At 43.3% G+C, this 21,788-nt stretch carries 25 protein-coding genes and 1 riboswitch; of the genes, 19 read left to right on the top strand and 6 right to left on the bottom strand.

Translation table 11 applies throughout. The features are described from left to right. Positions 1–22 precede the first annotated feature (22 nt). The 18 genes from eutS (at position 23) to CSV77_RS08590 (ending at position 15,543) form a co-directional block, all read left to right on the top strand. Positions 23–364, top strand: coding sequence for an ethanolamine utilization microcompartment protein EutS (gene eutS, locus CSV77_RS08670; RefSeq protein ID WP_099630432.1), 342 nt, complete (start codon positions 23–25; stop codon positions 362–364). Between the two features lie 12 nt (positions 365–376). Further along, positions 377–874 (top strand): EutP/PduV family microcompartment system protein, encoded by a 498-nt coding sequence (locus CSV77_RS08665; protein ID WP_099630433.1) that lies wholly within the window; start codon positions 377–379, stop codon positions 872–874. Between the two features lie 286 nt (positions 875–1,160). After that, positions 1,161–2,606, top strand: a complete 1,446-nt coding sequence (locus CSV77_RS08660; protein WP_099673070.1) for an ethanolamine ammonia-lyase reactivating factor EutA — start codon at positions 1,161–1,163, stop codon at positions 2,604–2,606. A 14-nt stretch (positions 2,607–2,620) separates the two neighbouring features. Next, the gene (locus CSV77_RS08655) at positions 2,621–3,985 is read left to right on the top strand and encodes an ethanolamine ammonia-lyase subunit EutB (RefSeq protein WP_099673069.1); all 1,365 of its coding nucleotides are present in this window, start codon (positions 2,621–2,623) and stop codon (positions 3,983–3,985) included. Between the two features lie 7 nt (positions 3,986–3,992). Next, positions 3,993–4,991: an ethanolamine ammonia-lyase subunit EutC gene (gene eutC / locus CSV77_RS08650; protein ID WP_369802747.1), complete on the top strand. Its 999-nt coding sequence runs from the start codon at positions 3,993–3,995 to the stop codon at positions 4,989–4,991. After that, positions 4,951–5,652, top strand: coding sequence for an ethanolamine utilization microcompartment protein EutL (gene eutL, locus CSV77_RS08645; RefSeq protein ID WP_099673068.1), 702 nt, complete (start codon positions 4,951–4,953; stop codon positions 5,650–5,652). Before eutC ends, eutL begins: the two co-directional genes overlap by 41 nt. A gap of 43 nt (positions 5,653–5,695) precedes the next feature. After that, the gene (locus CSV77_RS08640; RefSeq protein WP_199173131.1) at positions 5,696–7,195 is read left to right on the top strand and encodes an aldehyde dehydrogenase family protein; all 1,500 of its coding nucleotides are present in this window, start codon (positions 5,696–5,698) and stop codon (positions 7,193–7,195) included. Positions 7,196–7,218: 23 nt separating this feature from the next. Continuing rightward, positions 7,219–7,503: a BMC domain-containing protein gene (locus CSV77_RS08635; protein WP_029053414.1), complete on the top strand. Its 285-nt coding sequence runs from the start codon at positions 7,219–7,221 to the stop codon at positions 7,501–7,503. A gap of 33 nt (positions 7,504–7,536) precedes the next feature. After that, a complete protein-coding gene (pduL, locus tag CSV77_RS08630) occupies positions 7,537–8,409 on the top strand; it encodes a phosphate propanoyltransferase (protein ID WP_099673067.1) in 873 nt (290 codons plus the stop codon). Positions 8,410–8,425: 16 nt separating this feature from the next. After that, positions 8,426–8,731 (top strand): EutN/CcmL family microcompartment protein, encoded by a 306-nt coding sequence (locus CSV77_RS08625; protein WP_099673066.1) that lies wholly within the window; start codon positions 8,426–8,428, stop codon positions 8,729–8,731. After that, the gene (locus CSV77_RS08620) at positions 8,706–9,047 is read left to right on the top strand and encodes a BMC domain-containing protein (protein ID WP_099630440.1); all 342 of its coding nucleotides are present in this window, start codon (positions 8,706–8,708) and stop codon (positions 9,045–9,047) included. The genes CSV77_RS08625 and CSV77_RS08620 overlap by 26 nt, the downstream gene beginning before the upstream one ends. Before the next feature lie 60 nt (positions 9,048–9,107). Then, the gene (gene mdh, locus CSV77_RS08615) at positions 9,108–10,058 is read left to right on the top strand and encodes a malate dehydrogenase (protein ID WP_099630441.1); all 951 of its coding nucleotides are present in this window, start codon (positions 9,108–9,110) and stop codon (positions 10,056–10,058) included. A 376-nt stretch (positions 10,059–10,434) separates the two neighbouring features. Continuing rightward, a complete protein-coding gene (locus tag CSV77_RS16895) occupies positions 10,435–10,605 on the top strand; it encodes a hypothetical protein (protein WP_158232047.1) in 171 nt (56 codons plus the stop codon). Positions 10,606–10,772: 167 nt separating this feature from the next. After that, positions 10,773–10,949: riboswitch (cobalamin riboswitch) on the top strand. 174 nt (positions 10,950–11,123) lie between these two features. Beyond that, the gene (locus CSV77_RS08610) at positions 11,124–12,386 is read left to right on the top strand and encodes a ribonucleoside-diphosphate reductase subunit alpha (RefSeq protein WP_144034667.1); all 1,263 of its coding nucleotides are present in this window, start codon (positions 11,124–11,126) and stop codon (positions 12,384–12,386) included. Positions 12,387–12,411: 25 nt separating this feature from the next. Continuing rightward, positions 12,412–12,744, top strand: coding sequence for a hypothetical protein (locus CSV77_RS08605; protein ID WP_099673064.1), 333 nt, complete (start codon positions 12,412–12,414; stop codon positions 12,742–12,744). A 26-nt stretch (positions 12,745–12,770) separates the two neighbouring features. Beyond that, entirely contained in the window at positions 12,771–13,892 is a 1,122-nt protein-coding gene (locus CSV77_RS08600) for a YibE/F family protein (RefSeq protein WP_369802749.1), read from the top strand. Next, on the top strand, positions 13,889–14,677 hold the full coding sequence (locus tag CSV77_RS08595) for a YibE/F family protein (RefSeq protein ID WP_099673062.1): 789 nt from the start codon (positions 13,889–13,891) through the stop codon (positions 14,675–14,677). Before CSV77_RS08600 ends, CSV77_RS08595 begins: the two co-directional genes overlap by 4 nt. A gap of 152 nt (positions 14,678–14,829) precedes the next feature. Beyond that, entirely contained in the window at positions 14,830–15,543 is a 714-nt protein-coding gene (locus CSV77_RS08590; RefSeq protein ID WP_099673061.1) for a bile acid:sodium symporter family protein, read from the top strand. A gap of 21 nt (positions 15,544–15,564) precedes the next feature. Here the strand turns inward: CSV77_RS08590 and ahpF are convergent, their stop codons facing one another. Both ahpF and ahpC read right to left on the bottom strand, forming a co-directional pair. Next, positions 15,565–17,103 carry an alkyl hydroperoxide reductase subunit F gene (gene ahpF / locus CSV77_RS08585; RefSeq protein ID WP_099673060.1) on the bottom strand — a complete coding sequence of 513 codons (1,539 nt, stop codon included), beginning with the start codon at positions 17,101–17,103 and terminating at the stop codon, positions 15,565–15,567. A 13-nt stretch (positions 17,104–17,116) separates the two neighbouring features. Further along, a complete protein-coding gene (ahpC, locus tag CSV77_RS08580) occupies positions 17,117–17,686 on the bottom strand; it encodes an alkyl hydroperoxide reductase subunit C (protein ID WP_099673059.1) in 570 nt (189 codons plus the stop codon). A gap of 632 nt (positions 17,687–18,318) precedes the next feature. Here ahpC and CSV77_RS08575 point away from each other — a divergent pair. Further along, entirely contained in the window at positions 18,319–18,534 is a 216-nt protein-coding gene (locus CSV77_RS08575) for a hypothetical protein (RefSeq protein WP_099673058.1), read from the top strand. 252 nt (positions 18,535–18,786) lie between these two features. On the opposite strand, the gene CSV77_RS08570 is transcribed toward CSV77_RS08575, so the two are convergent. From CSV77_RS08570 to CSV77_RS08555, 4 genes are read right to left on the bottom strand one after another with little or no spacing between them, the layout of a single operon-like run. Next, positions 18,787–19,551, bottom strand: coding sequence for an ABC transporter permease (locus tag CSV77_RS08570; RefSeq protein WP_099673057.1), 765 nt, complete (start codon positions 19,549–19,551; stop codon positions 18,787–18,789). After that, the gene (locus CSV77_RS08565; protein ID WP_233212200.1) at positions 19,548–20,450 is read right to left on the bottom strand and encodes an ABC transporter ATP-binding protein; all 903 of its coding nucleotides are present in this window, start codon (positions 20,448–20,450) and stop codon (positions 19,548–19,550) included. The genes CSV77_RS08570 and CSV77_RS08565 overlap by 4 nt, the downstream gene beginning before the upstream one ends. Further along, entirely contained in the window at positions 20,428–20,655 is a 228-nt protein-coding gene (locus tag CSV77_RS08560) for a PLD nuclease N-terminal domain-containing protein (protein ID WP_099630451.1), read from the bottom strand. Before CSV77_RS08560 ends, CSV77_RS08565 begins: the two co-directional genes overlap by 23 nt. Further along, positions 20,652–21,752, bottom strand: coding sequence for a helix-turn-helix domain-containing protein (locus CSV77_RS08555; RefSeq protein ID WP_099673056.1), 1,101 nt, complete (start codon positions 21,750–21,752; stop codon positions 20,652–20,654). The genes CSV77_RS08560 and CSV77_RS08555 overlap by 4 nt, the downstream gene beginning before the upstream one ends. Positions 21,753–21,788 lie beyond the last annotated feature (36 nt).

Here is a 21,788-nt window from a genome sequence, read left to right as displayed (position 1 = left end):
ATATAAACGAGGAGTGTGTATAATGAGCGAAGACAAGAAACGATTTATACAAGAATTCGTTCCAGGAAAACAGATTACACTCAGTCATTTGATCGCTAATCCCGATCCAGACATGTTTCAGAAGTTAGGCATCCAGGAAGCTGGAGCTTTAGGTATTCTCACTTGTACACCGAGTGAGACGGTAATTATCGCGGGGGACTTAGCTACGAAAGCAGCAAATGTTCAAATTGGATTCCTCGATCGATTTACAGGAAGTCTTGTCATCGTAGGGAGCGTCTCCGAAGTAGAGATGGCTATGCTGGAGATTAATCGTTTTTTATCGGAGAAGTTAAAGTATACGCCAGCTGAAATCACAAAATCATAAGGAGTGAGGACGATGCGAAACAAGGCAATGCTGATCGGTGCGGTACGGGCGGGAAAGTCTACATTGACGAATGCTTTATTGGGCCGAAAAGTAGAAGCTTTCAAAACGCAAACGCTCAGTTATTATGATTGGATTGTCGATACGCCGGGCGAGTACACGGAAAATCCAATGTTCTACAAAAACATTATGGCCACCGCGCTTGAAGTAACGCACGTACTGTATTTGCAAGACGCAACGAGTGAAAAACTTATTTTTCCACCAGGTTTCAGCATGGGAATCCCGAAACTACCCATCGGGGTCATAACCAAATGCGATCTTCCGGAAGCGGATATTGATCGTTCACTTGGCATGTTAAAGACTGTAATGAACGTTGGGCCCATTGTCATGATTTCTTCCAAAACGGGTATGGGGATCAAGCATATAAAGGAATTGACAAAGCTGAACGACATTCATGCGATGCGGCATTACGTAGAGTCAGAAGCCGACAAGCACTTGATCTTCCACGGCTGATTTTCTTTACAGCCAGATAGGAATTTGATATAGTAAATTTCATACAAGTGAATAAAAACGGCAATGGCGCCTTTACATCCCATGGGAAAATCCATGGGATTGTAAAGGCGTCTTTTTTATATCAAAAGCGCAAGACGCCGTCTAGCTCCGACAGGCGTTTGTAATCTTCCCGACAAAGTGCATATTTTGTACGTTATTGGGAAGATTGAAATGACCCGGAAGCTGGTGTCTAAGCTAGATATAACTAAAAGTACAGGGCAGTAAGTAATCAGAAAGGAGTGTGGGCGTGAGCAATTTCAATAAGCACGAAACAATTATTAGTGCAGGAATTGATATTGGCACAAGCACGACAAAACTGATTATCAGTCGTTTTTCTCTACGTAATGTAGCGGGTGCAACACATGTGCCACGAATAGAAATTACAGATAAAGAAATACTCTACAAGAGCCCAGTATTTCGAACACCATTGCAAGACGCAGTGACGATTGATGTAGCGGGTGTCCAACAGATTATCCGCACGGAATACGACAAGGCAGGAATCCAGCCTTCGCAGATAGAAACAGGCGCTGTCATTATTACAGGTGAAACCGCAACCAAACGAAACGCCAGTGAAATGTTGCATCAGTTGTCTGATGAAGCAGGCGATTTCCTCGTCGCAACGGCAGGCCCTGACTTAGAAGGAATTATCGCAGCAAAAGGGTCAGGCAGCTATGAATCATCTGGAAAAAGTGGCCAGGTAATTGCCAATATAGACATTGGTGGTGGGACAGCAAATATTGCAGTATTCAAAGACAAGCAACTTCTTGGTACATGCACGATGCATATCGGGGGTCGCTTGATCGAATTTGAACACGGAAAAGTCCGTACCATTTCACCGTCAGTCAAACGGTTATTGCAAGACCAAGGCTATACGTTACAAGTCGGTGACCCCAAAAATGCATCAGCTGTATCATTCGTAACGACTTATATGGCAGAAGCGATGGCGCGTATTTTGAAGAAGGAAGTTCAGGCACAAGATCGAGTGCTTTTGCTAGGTCATGAACCGAACTGGTTGCAACCAATCGATACCATCGTCTTTTCAGGTGGTATTTCCGAATGTATGTATCATCATACTTCCGGTGAAGTCCAAATAGCGCGGTACGACGATATCGGCATGCAACTTGCGGAGGCACTGCTACAAAACACATCACTACAACACTTTACTTGGCAAGAGCCGGTAGAAACTGTACGGGCTACTGTATTGGGAGCTGGAACACAGACTACTGAAATTAGCGGAGCTACCATACAGATTGCGCCACATGAGTTGCCATTAAAGAACATTCCGATTTACCAATATGATTTTGAAGGAAATCTCGAGATAGGATTATCCCGATTTGAAGACGCGGTTCAGCAGGCGGTTACTTTATACGACTCTGCGAAAGAAGGACAAAACTTCGCTCTCTATCTGTCCAATCTTCCCTATCTCGGATTTCGCGATGTGCAGAGATTGGCCAAGGCAATTGTTCAGATCATGAACGAGAGGCCGCGCCCTGAACAACCGATTATATTGGTCATTCAATCAGATCACGCTAAAGTGATTGGCCAAACGTTGGCGGCATTACAAGTGAAACAAAGCATTATTTGTATAGATCAAATTAATGTGGAAACAGGCGATTACATCGATATCGGCAATGCGCTCACCTCAGGCGTCGTACCGGTCGTTGTGAAAACCTTAACATTCCATACAACGTAAAGGAGGTCTTGTACGTGAATTTATCCACTACATTAGGCGGCGAACGATATGTGTTCCATGACCTAAAAGAAGTGCTAGCAAAAGCGAATGAAGAGAAATCTGGAGATCGTCTCGCAGGAATTGCGGCGGAAACCGTGCAAGAACGAATCGCTGCCAAAACAGTCGTTAGTGAGTTGCTTATAAGCGACATCCGTAACAATCCACTGATCCCAATCGAAGATGATGAAGTCTCACTGATTATTGAAAATGATATTAACGAGAAGGTCTACAGTGGAATCCAGAACTGGAGTATCGCAGAACTGCGCGAATACATTTTGAGTAATGAAGTAGGGGACCGCGAATTAAAACGTCTCAGTCGCGGATTGACTTCGGAAGTCATTGCGGCTGTAACAAAGCTGATGTCCAATCTGGACTTAGTACACGCGGCAAATAAAATCGAAATCTTATCAACGTGTAATATTACAATCGGTCAAAAGGGTACTTTGTCTTCCCGCCTACAACCGAATCACCCGACGGACAATATTGATGGAATCATCACTTCGTTAAAAGAAGGCTTGTCTTACGGTATCGGTGATGCGGTAATTGGGATCAATCCTGTAGATGATTCCGTAGAAAGCGTAAAGCGTGTATTGAATGCGACGAAAGACTTTATTGATGAATGGGAAATCCCAACACAAAACTGTGTACTTGCACACGTTACGACACAGATGAAAGCAATCGAACAGGGAGCTCCTGCGGATATGATTTTCCAAAGTATCGCAGGAACGGAAAAAGCCCATCGTTCATTTGGTATTTCAGCAGAATTAATTGCGGAAGCGAAAGATCTATCGCTGAAAATGGGTACGGGTACTGGTCCTCAAACATTGTATTTTGAAACAGGACAAGGATCCGAACTGTCGGCTGAAGCGCATTATGGCGTAGATCAAGTAACGATGGAAGCGCGGAACTACGGTTTTGCACGACATTATGATCCATACATTGTCAACACAGTTGTCGGATTTATTGGTCCGGAATATTTATATAACAGTAAGCAAGTGATCCGGGCAGGCCTTGAAGATCACTTCATGGGTAAGCTACATGGACTGCCGATGGGTGTAGATATTTGCTATACGAACCATATTAAAGCAGATCAAAATGACATTGAAGATTTAAGTATCTTATTATCAGCGGCAGGTGTGAACTTCATCATCGCAGCACCGATGGGCGATGACGTCATGCTGAATTACCAGTCCATGAGCTATCATGACGTGGCGACAGTTCTTCAGACAATGGGCAAAACACCGGCGCCTGAATACTTGAAATGGCTTGAAAAGATGGGGATTTATGAAAATGGCATGCTGAGTAAACGTGCTGGAGATCTCACACTCTTCAATCGATAGGAGGTGGATGGACTTGAATGAGGAATTAATTCAGCAAATCACAAAAATGGTTGTAGAAAAACTAGGGGCTGCGAGTAGTGGTCAAACCATACAACAACAGCCAACGAACGAACAGAAAGTAGAGTTGTTTTCACAGCGACCTTTTGGGCAGTTGGAAGTGGAAACTGTGAAAAAATCGCCTAGCGGAGCGGTGGTGTTCCATAGTACGACAGAAGGGCCGAAGCGGAATATTTCCACCGTAAAACCAAAACCGACAACGGCGTATGGTAATCTGAAATCAAAACCACAAGAAGATCTTGAGGAAGACAAGCTGGCAGAATATCGTAAGAAAACACCAGCTAGAATAGGGGTCGGACGCGCAGGCTCACGTCCGAAAACGAAGACGTGGCTACAGTTCCGACTGGATCACGCAGCAGCAGTTGACGCAGTCTACGGTGAAGTACGGGATGACTTGCTCGAACAGCTAGGATTGTTCCAAGTGCAATCCAAAGTGTCAGATAAAGAGGAATACATTCGACGCCCGGATCTTGGTAGAAAGCTTTCAGACGAAGCAAGGGCTTTGATTCAAGAGCGTTGTAAAAAATCACCTGTCGTACAAATTGTAGCGTCAAATGGACTGAGTGCGAAAGCAATTGAAGAAAATTTGGAAGACGTCTACTTATCATTACAACAATCACTTAACAACTTGAATATTGATATGGGAACAACGTTTTATGTTGATAAGGGGCGAGTTGCCGTAATGGACGATATCGGAGAGCTGTTGCAGCCTGACGTTGTCGTCATGCTGATCGGTGAACGTCCGGGTCTTGTGTCTGCAGAGTCGCTAAGTGCTTATATATGCTACAAGCCTAGACATGGCACGATTGAAGCGGATCGTATGGTCATCTCCAATATTCATAAAGGCGGAATCCCTCCTGTTGAAGCGGGTGCATTTCTTGGAACGGTTATTCAGAAAATCTTGAAGTATGAAGCGAGCGGTGTATCGCTTGTTCAAAAGGAAGGATAAGGAAGGAGGAGGGCAAGTGAAAATCTATGCAGACATATTGTCGATGCAAGTCATTTCGAATGTCAGTCCGGAACTTGCTGAGAAGTTCCGATTGAAGTCTCACCAGCGTAGTCTTGGGTTGATCACGACGACAATTGACGACGTCGGCTATACAGCAATTGATGCAGCAACGAAGCATAGCGATGTGGAAGTGGTCTATGCAAAAAGTTTTTACGCGGGCTCAGCTCATTCTTCTGGTCCGTTATCGGGAGAGTTTATAGGAGTCATAGCTGGCTCGTCGCCGGAAGAAGTAAAAAGTGGTCTTGATTCGATTCGTATAACGATAGAGCACGAAGCGTATTTTGAGGCGATTAACGGAAATCGTGATCATGTGTTATATGCGCATACCATTTCCAGTTGTGGGAGTTACTTAGCTGACATGGCCAATGTAGCCGATGGACAGTCATTGGCATACTTGATTGCACCGCCTGTTGAGGCCGTTGTCGGTTTGGATGCTGCACTAAAAGCTGCAGACGTTACACTTTGTGTACTTTATGCACCTCCCTCCGAAACCAACTTTGGCGGTGGTCTACTGACAGGCAGCCAGTCTTCTTGCAAGGCAGCAGCCGACGCATTCCGAGAAGCGATACAGAAGATGGCGAAAGATCCGTTAAGTTACTGATAGATAAGTATCTAGAAAGGAGTGTTTTAATTTGGTCCAATTAATGGATAAAGATTTATTGGCTTTACAACAAATGCGTACAGCCGTCCAAACTGCAAAAGAAGCACAAGAGAAATTCATGGGTTATACTCAGCAACAAGTTGACAAGATTGTCAAAGCCGTTGCTGATGCCGCTTTTGAACAATCCGGTCGCCTCGCACAACTTGCGGTAGATGAAACAGGTATGGGGGTAGCAGCTCATAAGAAAATTAAGAACGAAGTGGGCTCCCGTGATGTATACGAAAGTATTAAAGATATGAAAACGGTCGGTGTCATCAAAGAGGACCATATGAATAAGGTCGTGGAAATCGCTGCTCCGTTCGGTGTAGTTGCCGCAATCATCCCAACGACCAACCCAACATCGACGGCGTTCTTCAAAACGTTGATTTCATTGAAGACACGAAATTCCATTGTAGTTAGCCCTCACCCTTACGCAGTGGAATGCACACACGAAGCATTAAAAGTATGTGATGCAGCAGCGGTTGCAGCTGGAGCCCCTGAAGGTTTGATTCAATGTCTCACACTGGCTTCAATGGAAGCTACACAGCAATTAATGTCGCATAAAGACGTGAATCTTATCATTGCAACAGGCGGTAGTGCGCTCGTCAAAGCGGCATATAGCTCCGGTAAACCAGCTTACGGTGTAGGTCCTGGTAATGTACCAGTTTATATCGAACGTTCCGCAAAGATTGAAAAAGCGGTAAAAGATATCGTAGACAGCAAGTCATTCGATTACGGTACGATTTGTGCAACCGAGCAAGCCATCGTGGTTGATAAGCACGTTGTGGACCTGGTTACGCGTGAGCTGAAGAAAAATGGCGCGTATATTTTATCGGATGAAGAGAAAAAAGTTATGGAAGGTGTCATCTCGCCGGTACCCGGTAAGGTGAATCCGAAAGTGGTCGGTAAGAGCCCACAGTTCATCGCGAAAATGGCAGGCATTTCTTTACCAGAAGGTACGCGCCTGATTGTCGGGATGGAAACAAAAGTCGGTAAAGACGTACCGTTTTCATTGGAGAAACTATCACCTATTTTCGCTATGTATGTCGTCGACGGTGTGAAGCACTCGAAAGAAGTGTGCCTCGACTTACTGAACCTTGGCGGACGTGGACACAGCTTGGCACTACATACCGAAATCGATGCAGTAGCTCGTGAATTCGCTATGGAAATGCCAGTATCACGTATTTTGGTCAACACGATGTCCTCTGTTGGAGCAGTTGGTGGTACGACAGGCTTAATGCCATCATTCACATTAGGTTGCGGAACATTTGGCGGCAATATTACATCAGACAATGTCACAGCTACGCATTTGCTGAACATTAAGCGGATGGCATATGGCACGAAGGAAGTACAATTGCCGAAGCATTCAGAATCGGTAGAAAGCTCAAATGATCAGCTCGTATCCAGTGTGATGAACAATGTGTCAGCCGCAACAAACAACAACATTGATCCAGCATTAGTACAGAACTTAGTCAGTGAAATCGTTAAACAACTTACAAAATAAAACACTATTAGGAGGAAATAATTATGAACAGAGAAGGTACAGCATTAGGAATGGTAGAAACTAAAGGATTAATCGGTGCAATTGAGGCAGCAGACGCAATGGTGAAAGCAGCAAGCGTAAACTTAGTAGGTAAAGTACATGTTGGCGGTGGAATCGTAACAGTTATGGTACGCGGTGATGTAGGCGCAGTAAAAGCAGCAACAGATGCAGGTGCTGCTTCAGCACAACGTGTGGGCGAATTGCTTTCTGTTCACGTAATCCCAAGACCACATAACGAATTAGAATTGATGTTACCAAAAAGCGAATAATCACTGCTGACATAGTAGAAAGGCGTGAACTAGATGAATCAGCAATTGATTGAACAAATTGTCGGAGAAATTCTTGGACAGCTGGGCAAAAGTCCCGTTCAATTGCCGGAACGAGCGGTTCCCATTGCGGTTTCCGCCCGTCACGTACATTTACAGCCTGAACATGTGGAAGTATTGTTTGGCGCAGGGTATGAGTTGACACAGCGGTCCGAGCTTTCACAGCCGGGCCAATTCGCCGCCAATGAAACGGTGATGATTGCAGGACCTAAAAGCAGTATTGAACGTGTGCGTATTTTAGGCCCTGTCCGAAAAGCTACCCAAGTCGAGGTCAGCTTTACGGATGCCATGAAACTCGGCGTCAAGCCCCCACTTCGGGAATCCGGTAATATTGAGGGATCAGCACCGATTACATTAATCGGACCAAAAGGTAGTGTGCATATAGACCAAGGACTTATTATCGCGCAGGCACATATCCATATGGCACCTGCAGATGCTACGCGCTTTGGTGTGGAAGATGGAGAGTATGTCACGGTGGAAGCAGACGGAGTCCGAGCCATTTCATTCCGCAATGTCCGTATTCGGGTGAATGAGCGTTATCGTCTCGAAATGCATATTGATACCGATGAAGCAAATGCAGGTTTCATTACACAAGGATCAATTGGTCGTCTAGTGAAATCGGGTGACGCGAAAGAAGTGGCATCTGTACAAGCGACGACGGAAGCGGTGAAGGCGCCTACTCCAGTAAATGTTCCAGAGGCATATGAATTCACAAAAAAACTTTTGTCGGCTGAAGACGTGTCTGAGATTTCAGAAAAGGAAATCGTTATTAATAAAGGCACAATTGTTACGGCGCTAGCAAGAGATACAGCACGGGAACTCGGTAAAACGATATCGAGTAGAAAGTAGAAAAAGGTGATTACGCATGCGAATGGGTAGAGTGATTGGTAACGTATGGGCAACCCGTAAAGAGGATGGATTAGCAGGGCTTAAACTGTTAATCATCCAGCCGATTGATGCATACGGAAATAATATACAGTCGCATATGGTCGCGGCAGATCGGATTGGAGCAGGGGTTGGTGACGAGGTCCTCATTACGAGTGGCGGTTCTTCACGCTTTATTTTACCGAAAGAAAACCCGATCCCAATCGACGCGGTCATTATTGGTATTATCGATTCAACAGAAGTGAAAAGAGGTGATATACATGAGTCAAGCGATCGGAATGATTGAGACAAAAGGATTGATCGGATCGATTGAAGCGGCAGACGCGATGGTGAAAGCATCCAACGTGGAGTTGGTATCACAGGAGATGGTCGATGGTGGAATTGTTACGGTCATCGTTCAAGGTGATGTTGGAGCAGTACAGGCAGCTGTTGACGCAGGTCGCGACGCAGCAGCGCGTGTAGGTGAATTACTAGGTGCGCATGTAATACCGCGTCCCGATGATTCAGTGTATGGCATGGTGAAACCCCTAGTGTCGACTACTCCAGAAATTCCGCAAGTGAAGAAACTGGCAGAAGCGAAGAAGGCACCGAAGAAAGACTGAGGAATAGGTGTGTTATAAGTGCATTCCTCATATTGAAGTCTATATAAAGGAGTGTTTTTCATGGCTTTCAAACGACATAAAATTGCGGTCATCGGAGCTGGCCACACGGGCTCTACGGCTGCATTGATGGCTGCACAGAAGGAATTAGGTGACATTGTCTTAGTTGATATCCCGGATCTTTCCAATCCGACTAAAGGGAAAGCACTGGATCTTCTTCAGACGAGTCCTGTACAACAATTTAATTCCCGTATTACAGGTACATCCAATTACGAGGATATTGAAGGCGCCGCAATGGTTATCATTACAGCAGGTGTTGCACGTAAACCAGGTATGAGTCGAGATGATTTAGTTGCAACCAATGCAAAGATTATGCGTTCTGTTTCCGAACAAGTGAAACGTTACGCGCCAGACAGTACCGTGCTGATTTTAAGTAATCCAGTTGATGCGATGACATATGTATGTTATAAAACAACTGGCTTTCCTAAAAACCGCGTAATTGGACAATCAGGCGTGCTTGATACTGCGCGTTTCACTACGTTCATCTCGGAAGAACTAAATATATCCGTAGAGGATATTTCGGGCTTTGTACTTGGTGGACACGGAGATGATATGGTTCCACTTGTACGTTATTCGTACGCCGGCGGCATCCCATTGGATAAGATTATCTCGAACGAACGGCTAGAAGCAATTGTGGAGCGCACTCGAAAAGGCGGCGGTGAGATCGTCTCACTACTAGGTAACGGTAGCGCTTATTACGCACCGGCAGCGGCTTTGGTGGAGATGGCTGAAGCAATTATTAAAGATAAGAAACGAATTATGCCGTCCATTGCTTATTTAGAGGGCGAATATGGATATCAAAACATTTATTTAGGCGTACCCACTGTTCTGGGAGGCAATGGTATCGAGAGTGTGATTGAACTTCCGTTAACAAAGGAAGAACAAATAGCACTCGACAAGTCAGCTGACTCTGTCAGAGCAGTCATCGACATTTGCGAAAAGCAAATGTCCTAATCACTACGGATCTCTCTAAGTCGTAAAGAGGACTTAGGGAGATTTTTTTGTATAAAAAGTTATAAGGTCGTGTTTTAGTCTCTAAATGATAGAGAAATCATAGGTTCTCCTCGAAAATCTACAAATGTTAACAGGGAATTACAACTTTTATATTTACAACTATTTATTTGGGTGGTACAATAAACAGAATTCACTGAATTGTAAAGCATGTCTGTAGTATATTTACTGGGGTATATATACAAAGAATTCCTTCTTTTGACTTTGTAATGTAAGCGCTATCAAATGGACAATTATCATTAAATGCCGAAAAAAATGTTCTTTTATTCCCCGGCAAGGCATATACTACGAAAAATACAAAATCCAGGAGGTAATTCTTATGAAAAACAACAACTATCAGAACAATTCATCACTACCGGAGCAGAACGAAACATTCTATTTAATCACAGGTTACTCGGAGAATGGTTTCATCCACGGAATCACGTGGGAAGAAGCATATGTTCAAGGATTGGCGGAGTGCGGCTGTCTATGCGATCAACAACTAATGTAAGTAATGAAGAACACTCTACACGGGGTGCCTAGCACAAAACGATTGTGGACGTACTCACAATGTTTTTTGCATAGGTACCCTATTTAGTTATGTCATGATTCTTCTAATGCATACAAACGCTACCACCCACTATGTTAACCATGATAAAATGATAGCAATAAAATAAATGAGTTTGCACGATGCGCTGGTACCTATCAAGGTATAAAAGGGAATCCGTCAACCGGAGCTGTCCCCGCAACTGTATACACGGACGACCGCTAGAATTAGCCACTATGGAGACATGGGAAGGCACTTGCGGAAGGATGAAGTGAAGCCAGGAGACCTGCCACGTATCGAAAAAGCGACACTTTCTTCGGGGGTTGAGGAGTGGAAGCAAAAAAGGTATCTACATCTATGCATTTTTGTGTGTAGTATATTAAAGCTGCCTGACTTTGTTTCCTCATTCACAACTATTGCAATCATTTTGCCGAAGAGGCGGAATGATTGTTTTTTTGTTGTTTACGAAAGGAGACCGCGACATGACAGTAGTGGAACAGATAACCGAACGGGCACTATTGCAGTTATTGTATAAACAAGTAGAACAACAGCGTGGAAGGCCTGCGTATACGGGATTTCATCAAGTAGTAAAGAAACTGTTACAGGATGGGTTATACGATCGATGGATCTATGATTATTCAGTAACCGAAATCAAATGGCTTGGCTTACAGATTGTTGCTGAACGTGACCAATTGATCCCTTCTGCACTGTTGCAAACATATATGAATGAGTTTGTAACATCCGATTATTGTGATAAACAGATAGGTCTGCCTCAGGAGAGATTGATGCTCATAGCAATGGCCGCCATGCAACATGAAACTGTCCAGCGTCTGCGGAAAGTACAGGAAGCGTATTGGTTACTGAGCCATGGCTATGTGACGTTACCAGTTGAAGTGATGTTGTTTTTCGGTAAAACATTCTATGAGCGAAAGACGAGAGTCCAACAATATACTATGGATATTGCTGACAACAGAATTACATCATTTTTATCAAGCAAGATAAAAGAAAAGCATATATGTATACCCGATTATTTTATGGAACAAGTACAAGCGTGTGGCTCTTGGAGTTTATTTGAAGCTGAACAAGTTGAACGCATTTTGGGATTTTCACTTAGCCACTTCAATAGGGAAAGATTTCTTCATGCCACTGACGGTCTTACTATTGACTATAAAGAAATCTCAGCTATCGGTTTGATGAAGCAGCTGCTTGAAGGTGAAGGTATTGTAGTGCATTTTTACAATAAAGAAAGACAAGAAAAAGCGGCATTATCCACATATATTCAATTACCGAATGTAATGCAGGAGACGGAGCTGGCACGTACATGTACCATACTTGTACCTTTGCTGAACGGCATTGAGGGCTTATGGGAACATCCTTTACGGGTTGAAGTGGCGGGGTGGGAAATCGCTATAGCTGACCAGAATATTGATTTGCATTCAGAGAAGGCTCTTCTGTTTATTGAAGAAGTAGCGAGAGAAATAAACCACTACTTGAACGTAGCATCCTGTGAAAGCGGAATGCAAACACCTTTGCGCAAAGCAGCCACAGTTATGCATCGATCGATCAACGAAGCGACAAAACACCAGCAAACCGCAATGATCGATCGAGTAATTGCAGAACAGCGCCATACCGATCAAGGAGGTTCTGTTACGTTGGAGAAATCTTCTACCATTGAAACAGCAGAACTTTTGCAGCTGCTCATGAAAGCATGGAGTGGTGGAATTCCTGAAGTCCGACTTACCTGAATCCCTTCTATAGGCTCAGCTAATTTTGCGCGTAGCGGAACTGTTTATCCAAGATTCCTTAAAACGAAAGCCACTGGATGAAAAAGTCCGTGTTGTAGAGTTTTTAGATTTTGACTGGCTGACAGAATCAAAGGAAGATGGAAGATTTATGGAAAATGGGACACTCCTAGGAATTGATGTCACACTCTACCATCAAGTGGTGGTTTTGGAGGTGCAGGATTTACTAGAACAGTTTTCTGTTCAGGAAATGCGTACATTCGCATCTCTTCCTGTAATGGAATCGGAGCTTTTCTTATTGGGGGTAATAGAGATATTTTTTTCAAATCTACGTCTTATTCATGGTAGGATTAATCTGTGACTCATCCTAGGAGTGTCAGGAGGATTATTTTGAATAGAATCAGAAACATCACAACATTGCAGTGGATCTTATTCTTTCTGTTAGCATTCTGCTGTACCATTTCCATTGCTTTTGTAAATCATAATTATTCATTTTATGATCGACCGATCGCCAAGGTAATCCATGCAACAATAGAGGAAGAAACTGATGTAACAGACATGCATGGCAATAAAGATACGCTATTTGTCCAACACATCATAGCTAAGATCATGAATGGGGAAGAAAAAGGTCGGGAAATCCAGTTGGTAAATGAGTATTCATCCTCGGGGGCGTATGATCAACAGTACCATGTGGGAAATGAAGTTTTCGTCTCCATTGATTCTAAGGTAGAAGAACTAGCGGGGAGTATAACAGACGTAAAACGTGATAAATACGTATTGATCGTTGCATGGATCTTCGTATTTACACTGCTAATTGTCGGGCATAAGCAAGGACTATTGGCAATAGTAGGCTTTGTGATTAACGTCATGGTACTATCATTCGCTTTAGATATTTATGTGAAATTCTATGAGGTCAGTTTACTTGTGGTTTGCGGGATATGTATCTTGTTATTCACAACCATTTCACTCTTACTAGTCAGTGGCCGAAATGAAAAAACATATGCCGCAATTGTAGCTACGCTAGTCGCAACAATCATATCTCTTTCCATTACGTCTCTTGTCATCTGGATCACTTCAGGGAATGGGCTACGTTATGAAGAAATGCAGTTTTTGACGCGTCCTTATCACACGATCTTCATGGCCGGGTTGTTTATCGGATCCCTTGGAGCTATCATGGATGTGGCTATTACAATGTCGTCTTCGATGTTTGCATTATATGAAAGAGATCACACCATATCCGTTAAAGTACTGAAAGCATCTGGCGTAGATATCGGCAAAGATATTATGGGAACCATTACAAGCATTCTATTTTTTGCGTATATAAGTGGATCTATCCCCATGCTCATCCTCTATTTGAAAAACGCTTCACCCGTAGGATTTGCACTTTCGATGAATCTATCGCTGGAATTAGCACGTGCATTAGCGGGTGGCATTGGAATTGTTTTAACTATCCCTATTGGACTCTATACAGCGATCTTCTTCATTGAACGAAAGAGGGCAAGAATATGAATGTACTAGTATGGCTTGCGGTTATTCTACTCGTATTGATGATTTGGGTTGGCGGGAGAAGTGGAGCTAGATCGTTTATTTCGCTATTTTTTAATTTTGGTGTTGTCTTTTTTACGATGTTTTTTATGTTGGATTCAAATGCGAATCCTATTGTCATTACATTTATTGCCTGCATAGTTATTGGGTGCATCAGTCTATTTTATATTAATGAGGTAAACAGTAAAACGGTACTAGCATTCATCTCAACGATGATTACCATTAGTATATTATTGTCTTTCATAGTTTTAGTATCCCAAAAGCTTATGATCCAAGGATTTGGTGAAGAGGAAGAAGAAGCAATTGCAGGTATGTCTCTCTATATTGGTGTAGACTTTGTAAAAATAGGTGCTTCCGTCATTATTATGAGTACAATTGGAGCGATCATGGACGTCGCTATATCGATCGCTTCTACTATGCATGAAGTATTTAAGCATAGTAGAAACTTAAGTAAGAAGGAGTTATTTAAGTCTGGCGTCAGTATAGGACGGGATATTTTAGGAACCGATACGAATACATTGTTCTTCGCTTTCTTTGGAGGATATTTGGCATTGCTCATTTGGTTCAAGGATTTGCACTACTCCATTGGAGATATTGTCAATTCAAAAATATTCAGTTCAGAAATGATTTTGATACTTTGTGCGGGGCTTGGTATAGCGCTAGTTATACCAATAGCATCTTGGATCAATGCATCTTTCTTAGTTAGAACTAGAGAAAAGTTGAATAAAGTACAAAAAGAGGAGCAATGAACTCGGTCTCTGCTATATATTGACGACGTATGATCATGCGCTCAAAGGTTCATAGAAAGCGCTCAGAGTAGCGGCTAGAGTGCTCTATTGAATGCGTTAACCGCTCATAACAAAAAAACATAGACGGACTTCCTCGTTAGGAGGAGAATTACATGAAAACCATACAAACCATATCAAAAATCATTTCAAAGTACTTACCACTTTGGATCGTACTCTTATCCATCATTGCCTACGTTATTCCGGGAGGAGAAGTTGCGCTCAGTATTACGATGGCAACGCTTGATACATTCATTTCTCCTGTGTTGACACCGGTTTTATTGCAGACATTTGCAGGACGTTTTATCCCTATTGAATTCTGGCCTTTATTTCTTAACATTATGTATATCGTGTTCTTTCCTTTGATTAGCGGTTTACTAATCCAGTGGAAGTTTCAACAACAAGTGGAGAAGTTTAAACCATATACCAGTGTCTTGTCCCAACTCGCGCTATTTCTGGTCATCCTTTCGGTCATCTCCAATGCCCAGCAAGCACTATCTGAGAACTTGTCTGTGCTACCGCTTGTATTCGTAGCAGTCACATTACAAGTTAGCATCCCAATGGGCGCAGGCTACTTCATCTCCAGATGGCTAGGCGTACCGGAGCGCAACGCCCGCGCGATTTTATTCCATACAGGTATTTGCAACACCGCCCTTGCCGCAACACTTGCGATGGAGCACTTCGGATCTCTCGCAGCAGTACCGGCTGTTGCCAATATGGTAATGAACTTAACAATTGGCGCCTTAATGGCGAGTCTATTCGAAAATAAATTCCGGCTTGCAGGGGAGAGTAGGAGCAAAATGCAAAAAAAGATGCAGAAGGGCGTATAGCCTTCCTGCATCTTTTCATTATTAGACTTCCACTTTACTGCGTACGAGATAATCGAACGCGCTGAGGGAAGCGGTGGCGCCGGAGCCCATGGAGATGATGATCTGCTTGTATGGCTCGTCCGCGCAGTCGCCCGCCGCAAATACGCCGGGTACGTTCGTTGCGCCTTTTTTATCGATCACAATCTCGCCGAAGCGGTTGCGTTCGACCGAATCACCGAGCCAATCCGTGTTCGGCACGAGTCCGATTTGGATGAATACGCCATCCAGTTCGATGCGATGCTCCTCGCCGGAATCACGGTTTGTATACGTGACACCGTCGACTTTATCGGTGCCGGTGATTTCCTTCGTCTGGACATTCGTCAATACCGTCGCGTTCGGCAGGCTGTTCAGGCGTTCCTGCAAGACCGCGTCCGCTTTGAGTTCCGGTGCGAATTCAAGCACGGTGACATGACTTGCGATACCTGCCAGGTCGATCGCTGCTTCGATACCGGAGTTTCCACCGCCAACTACTGCCACGTCCTTGCCTTCAAACAAAGGACCGTCGCAGTGCGGGCAGTAGGCAACGCCTTTGTTGCGGAATTCCGCTTCGCCTGGCACACCAATGTTGCGCCAGCGTGCTCCCGTCGATAGGATAACGGTCTTGCTCTTAAGAACTGCACCATTTTCCAGTTCGATTTCAATGAGATCCTTTTTTTCCAGACGTTTTGCTGTCTGCAGGTTCATGATATCGATATCGTATTCTTTCACGTGTTCTTCAAGGCTCGCCGCAAGTTTCGGTCCTTCTGTGCGATTGACGCTGATGAAGTTCTCAATCGCTGCTGTATCCAGAATCTGGCCACCGAAACGATCAGCGATGATGCCTGTGCGTATCCCTTTGCGGGCAGCGTAGATCGCTGCGCTTGCGCCTGCAGGCCCGCCACCAACAACGAGCACGTCGAATGGGTCTTTGTCTTCAAAGTCGGATGCATCCGGGCCGCTTCCCATTTCCGCAAGGATTTCCTCGATTGTTTTGCGGCCGCTTGTGAATGGTTCCCCGTTTAAGTAAACGGTCGGAACCGCCATGATGTTTTTGCTTTCCACTTCATCCTTAAAGGCTGCACCGTCGATCATCGTGTGCGTAATACCAGGATTCAGTACGCTCATGATGTTCAGCGCCTGTACGACTTCCGGACAGTTCTGACAGCTCAGGCTGATATAGGATTCAAAATGATGCGCGCCTTCGATGTTCTTCACTTGCTCGATCACCCGTTCGTCGACTTTAGGCGCTCTGCCGCTCACATGCAGCAAAGCTAGGACGAGTGAGGTAAATTCATGGCCTAGCGGAATACCGGCAAACACGATGCCGGTATCTTCGCCAGGGCGGTTGACGCTGAAACTTGGGGTTCTTTCCAGTTCTGCTTTCTCTACTTTGATGAGGGAAGACATGGAGGCTAGTTCATCCACTAGCTCCAGCATGTCCTGTGATACTTTGTCAGAGCCCACGCTGATCTTCAGTTGGACTTCCTTTTCCATCATCTCGAGATATTGGGCTAACTGCGCTTTAATATTCGCATCTAACATATGAACCGTCTCCTTAAATTTTCCCTACAAGATCCAGGCTTGGCTTCAGTGTTTCGCTGCCTTCCTGCCATTTAGCCGGACATACTTCACCCGGATTGTTGCGGACATATTGTGCTGCTTTGATTTTATTGACTAGAACGCTTGCGTCACGACCGATTCCGTCTGCGTTGATTTCCGCTGCCTGCACGATGCCATCCGGATCGATGATAAACGTACCGCGCTGTGCAAGACCTGCTTCTTCGTCCAGCACATCGAAAATGCGGGAGATTTTCTGTGATGGGTCACCGATCATGATGTAGCGCAAACTGCTGATAGCATCTGAGTGATCGTGCCATGCTTTGTGCGTAAAGTGTGTGTCTGTTGAAACAGAATATACTTCCGTATCGAGGCCTTTCAATGTTTCGTATTGGTTCTGAAGGTCTTCAAGTTCAGTAGGGCAGACAAATGTAAAGTCAGCCGGGTAGAAGCAGACTACGCTCCATTTACCTTTAAAGTTTTCCTGGGTTACTTCGATGAATTCCCCATTACCACTGTTGTACGCATTTGCTGTAAACTCTTCGATTTGTTTTCCGATCATTGACATGAATGATTCCTCCTAAAGTGTTTTTGATGACTGATGCAGTCACATGCTTAAGTTATAGAATATAATAATTCTAATTACATAATCATTATTATATAACTGTGCAGAGATGTCAACATTATTGATTCTGTATAATATAATGTCTTTATATACTATACTAAAGCAAAAAGTATACGAATCGTTTTCTCTTTTATTCTCAGTTAAATTGAAGGATTACCAGTTAGATCGAAAGTAGTGGAAGGAATTAAACTGAGCAATTTATAGATAATCCTAATCGGACAAGTCAAGTTGTGGGTGAAGAACTAATCTGTACAACTGGCAGGCGTGTTAATTTAAGAGACTTTCTGTGTGATCTGGACCGGACCGTCGTGGAAATATGTTATATTGTACGGTAATGTAGTGATTAAATTAAATGACTAATTGTTTTATAGGGCTCCGTAGCAAATCGAATGATTTTGATTATAGTGAGCAACTATTTAATGATGACGGCGGCACATGTGCTTCCAGCTGCAGCGCAGATCAAAGGATTTCAACCGCTATTCCGTTACAAAAACTATTTGGTATAAAGGATCTTCGCCTATGCATTCAGAGAAACAGGTTGTTCAGTTAAAATCTATTAGATAGGGGCACATGCAATGGATGTATGGTTTGTGATGAAAGAGCGTTATATGCTTCTTTCTATTTTTTTAATCATTATAGTGGCCAGCTTGTTTTTACTAATAGCTATTTGGAAAAATCGTTCTGACATGCCCAAAAGCCTAACCTTAATCATAACGATAATCTGTTCAGTCATCATTGCCTTATCAATATTTGCATGGGTATTTGCAGTTTCGTTTGGATATAATTTTTAAAAATACTTTAATGACCTCTACGTTAAGTATAAATATAGTACGACATAAAAACCGGTTAGAGACTAGTCTCTAACCGGTTGAACTTCATTAAAATACTCTATCACCATTGAAGAGCGAGTTCTTTACAATCACGTAATCGACAGTGCGAATTGAACTGAGAGTCTTGCCCCTGTTCCGAAAGCAGTTTTGATTTTCGTGATACAGACTTTTTCAGGTCCAATACCAACTTTTGCAGCGACGCTGTCAACGATTTCAAAGTAGCTTTCTTTTAAAATGTGTCATAGTTAGCAGCACGACTAAAATTGCGGCAAACAAAGTGATAATATAAGGAATCCATAAGTCTGAAGGTGTTAGTTCACCGGTTAATAGCTGTGTCGTAGCCGTCAGTAATTCAAGGGGATTCCAAGAAGCGGACTTGGGAAATATAGCTGCAATAAAGAATGCAATGACGACCAATAATGTAACTAGAGTTCCTCCGTAAGGTGTAGCGAACGAGGTATTCCCCCATAACGTAACCGCCAGTAAAAGTATGCCGAATACATAGAGGCAACTGACTGCAAACAACAGATGTTGGAGTTGACTTTGATCCCAATAATAAGCCGTATAAGCGTAGGTGATGGTGAATGACAGTGCGATCGCCAGTGTCCAATAGCAAAGAGCCATAAAGAATTTAGCTGTGATTACGGTACTGCGATGTAATCCTTTCGTCAGTAAAATAACAAGCGTACCTTTTTCTAATTCCTTCGACATCATGGTACTGAATAATAGTATGAACACAATTAGCCCCATTTGCGGAACGTTTTTATAAAACTGTAGCCACGAATCGAGTGCGGTAGGTTCAGGTAGATTAACGAATGTACCTTCAGGCATGAATTGTTCGAATAGAGTCGGAGTGATTTTCGCTGTAAACGGGTTCAGTATGCCTAAAATCGAAAAAATGACGATAACGAGCAATAACTTATACGTCTTCACACTCTCAAACCATTCCTTCTTCAAAAAACCAAACCATTGATTCATCCAAGCACCTCCAACACGAGCTGCTCAAGTAGACGAGTTTTGGGCTGCATCGACTGTATCAGGATTTTCTGGGTAGTGAGTTCTTGCATGAAAGTCAATTGCGTACTTTCATTAGGTAAACTTACAACTAATTGATCACTGTCGATCTTTATTTCGAATGGGGTATTTTGCAATCGATCACGAGCTTCTGCTACGGGTATCGTAAAAGTAAAAACAAATTCTCCTGTTATTCGCTGTTTTAGATTAGTCAGTTCATCCTGGAATATGATGGTTCCTTCATGCAACATCGCGACGTGATCGCAGATTTGTTCTGCATCCGATACGATATGTGTGGAAAAGAATACAGTTGTCTCTGCCTTTGCTTGCTGTAAAATGGAAAGAATCTGTGCACGACCCGCTGGATCCAAAGCAGAAGTAGGCTCGTCACAAATCAGCAATTTCGGACGATTCAGCAGTGCTTGAGCTATTCCTAAACGCTGTTTCATCCCCCTTGAATATGTGCTAATGAATGAGGGTGTATCAGCTAATCCGACCAGTTCCAATAGTTCCTGGATCCGTTCTCGTCGTTCTGTTTTCGTCATATTCGTAATAACGGCGCAGAGCTCCAAGTATTGTGTTGCGTTATGGAAGGGATAAAATTCAGGAACGTCAGGCAAGTACCCGACATACTGATTGGACTTTGTTTCGCCAAATGTTACAGATTCACCTGCAATTGTAATGGATCCTGCATTGAGTGGTAATAACCCTAGCATGCATTTCATCAATGTCGTTTTGCCGGAACCATTTGCACCGACAAATCCGAAAACTGTATGCTCAGGAATATGAAGATGTATATCTTTAAGCACTTCATGATCTCCGAAACGCTTCGTTACACCATTAATTTGCACGACTATTGTCATCACCTCTTCCAAAAACGAAATAGATTAATGGTCCGATAAATTGAATTAATAAAACTATCAACAGCCACATGACTTGATTGCCAAAGCGATAGTGAGGATGACGAATAACATGTATCGCCGAGAAAATGGCTAATCCTAGTTGCAAAATGATAAGTGGAAGTAAAAATGGTAGATACTCCATAAGTAAAGCCGTGTCGTTGTTCATGAACACCCCTCCAGCCCAAAGTGTAATCGTTGTCGTAATTCTTGCATTTCATCGTCTTGCCTAAATGGTTCAAAGAAATCGGCATCCATTGATTCTATGATCGACCGCTTAATAATCTCAGTGTTGCGCAGTGCATTTGTTCCCAAATCTAATTGTTCTAACCAATCATCCAATAAATTGAAGTATTCGTCCCCGCGTAACGAAAAGGGGAGTAAATCATGAATACATACATCCACGTACTTATTAAGATACGGATAAAGTAGCTCACGGCTAACTGAAAGTGCAGCACATTGCGCCACGCTGAAATAAAATTGCAGACACATATTCGGATGAAGTGTACGCAATTCATATAGCTCAATCAATCCATTCATCCGATGAATGGTTTCATTAAAAGTTTGTGGATTGGACGCGGAAAGCCGTAAATAGAGCGGGCTGCTACCGACTAGTTGAATGACGTTTTGATACATCATGACTTGAATGACGCGCATCGCTTCCTCTTGATCACCAAGTTGTTCGTGAGCAGTTGCCAGTAAGATTTCGTCGCCAATACTCGGTTTGATTACTCCGTCTAATAATTCCAATGTAGTTTCAGGATTGGACTGCATGAGAGAAACAGTAGCCTGTAAGGAATTAGCTTGACGCAAGACCCATACATCTTCACTTACTTGCCGAATTCGCTGTAACCAGCGACTGGTTTTCTGTAAAACAGAGGGACTATCACTACTTAACATATGATGATTAAGCAGTAATATACTCATCTGCAGTAGGAATGAAGGATCGTGGAAGTACACTTTAACTTTTTCTTCTACATCAATAAATACTGACTCAAAAGATTCTCTACCAAAACGGGTTGCGAATTCATAATAGTGATGTTGGATGATTTCTTTAGAAAGTTGTCGTTCATAGCCAAGTAGTTCATCAACGGTCAATTCGAAATACGAAGCAATTTTTGGCAACAGCGTGATATCGGGATAGCTTAATCCCTTTTCCCATTTTGACACCGAAGCCTTCGATACTTGGCAATAAGAAGCTAGGGTATCCTGGGTAATTTGAAGTCGCCTTCGTTCCTGGAGAATCACGGTACCAATTTGCAACATAACCTCACACCTTTCTCTTTCATTTAGTGTAAGGTT

The organism is Sporosarcina sp. P16b (assembly GCF_002743065.1).
Taxonomy (GTDB): Bacteria; Bacillota; Bacilli; order Bacillales_A; family Planococcaceae; genus Sporosarcina.
Note: the sequence above shows the minus strand (reverse complement) of the source record. Positions and strands in the feature narration are given on the sequence as shown.

Coding starts and splice junctions, on each gene's coding strand:
- eutS (WP_099630432.1), top strand. CDS start 23: ATGAGCGAAGACAAGAAACGATTTATACAAGAATTCGTTCCAGGAAAA.
- CSV77_RS08665 (WP_099630433.1), top strand. CDS start 377: ATGCGAAACAAGGCAATGCTGATCGGTGCGGTACGGGCGGGAAAGTCT.
- eutC (WP_369802747.1), top strand. CDS start 3,993: ATGGACTTGAATGAGGAATTAATTCAGCAAATCACAAAAATGGTTGTA.
- eutL (WP_099673068.1), top strand. CDS start 4,951: ATGAAGCGAGCGGTGTATCGCTTGTTCAAAAGGAAGGATAAGGAAGGA.
- CSV77_RS08640 (WP_199173131.1), top strand. CDS start 5,696: ATGGATAAAGATTTATTGGCTTTACAACAAATGCGTACAGCCGTCCAA.
- CSV77_RS08635 (WP_029053414.1), top strand. CDS start 7,219: ATGAACAGAGAAGGTACAGCATTAGGAATGGTAGAAACTAAAGGATTA.
- pduL (WP_099673067.1), top strand. CDS start 7,537: ATGAATCAGCAATTGATTGAACAAATTGTCGGAGAAATTCTTGGACAG.
- CSV77_RS08625 (WP_099673066.1), top strand. CDS start 8,426: ATGCGAATGGGTAGAGTGATTGGTAACGTATGGGCAACCCGTAAAGAG.
- CSV77_RS08620 (WP_099630440.1), top strand. CDS start 8,706: ATGAGTCAAGCGATCGGAATGATTGAGACAAAAGGATTGATCGGATCG.
- mdh (WP_099630441.1), top strand. CDS start 9,108: ATGGCTTTCAAACGACATAAAATTGCGGTCATCGGAGCTGGCCACACG.
- CSV77_RS16895 (WP_158232047.1), top strand. CDS start 10,435: ATGAAAAACAACAACTATCAGAACAATTCATCACTACCGGAGCAGAAC.
- CSV77_RS08610 (WP_144034667.1), top strand. CDS start 11,124: ATGACAGTAGTGGAACAGATAACCGAACGGGCACTATTGCAGTTATTG.
- CSV77_RS08595 (WP_099673062.1), top strand. CDS start 13,889: ATGAATGTACTAGTATGGCTTGCGGTTATTCTACTCGTATTGATGATT.
- CSV77_RS08590 (WP_099673061.1), top strand. CDS start 14,830: ATGAAAACCATACAAACCATATCAAAAATCATTTCAAAGTACTTACCA.
- ahpF (WP_099673060.1), bottom strand. CDS start 17,103: ATGTTAGATGCGAATATTAAAGCGCAGTTAGCCCAATATCTCGAGATG.
- ahpC (WP_099673059.1), bottom strand. CDS start 17,686: ATGTCAATGATCGGAAAACAAATCGAAGAGTTTACAGCAAATGCGTAC.
- CSV77_RS08575 (WP_099673058.1), top strand. CDS start 18,319: ATGGATGTATGGTTTGTGATGAAAGAGCGTTATATGCTTCTTTCTATT.
- CSV77_RS08570 (WP_099673057.1), bottom strand. CDS start 19,551: ATGAATCAATGGTTTGGTTTTTTGAAGAAGGAATGGTTTGAGAGTGTG.
- CSV77_RS08565 (WP_233212200.1), bottom strand. CDS start 20,450: ATGACAATAGTCGTGCAAATTAATGGTGTAACGAAGCGTTTCGGAGAT.
- CSV77_RS08560 (WP_099630451.1), bottom strand. CDS start 20,655: ATGAACAACGACACGGCTTTACTTATGGAGTATCTACCATTTTTACTT.
- CSV77_RS08555 (WP_099673056.1), bottom strand. CDS start 21,752: ATGTTGCAAATTGGTACCGTGATTCTCCAGGAACGAAGGCGACTTCAA.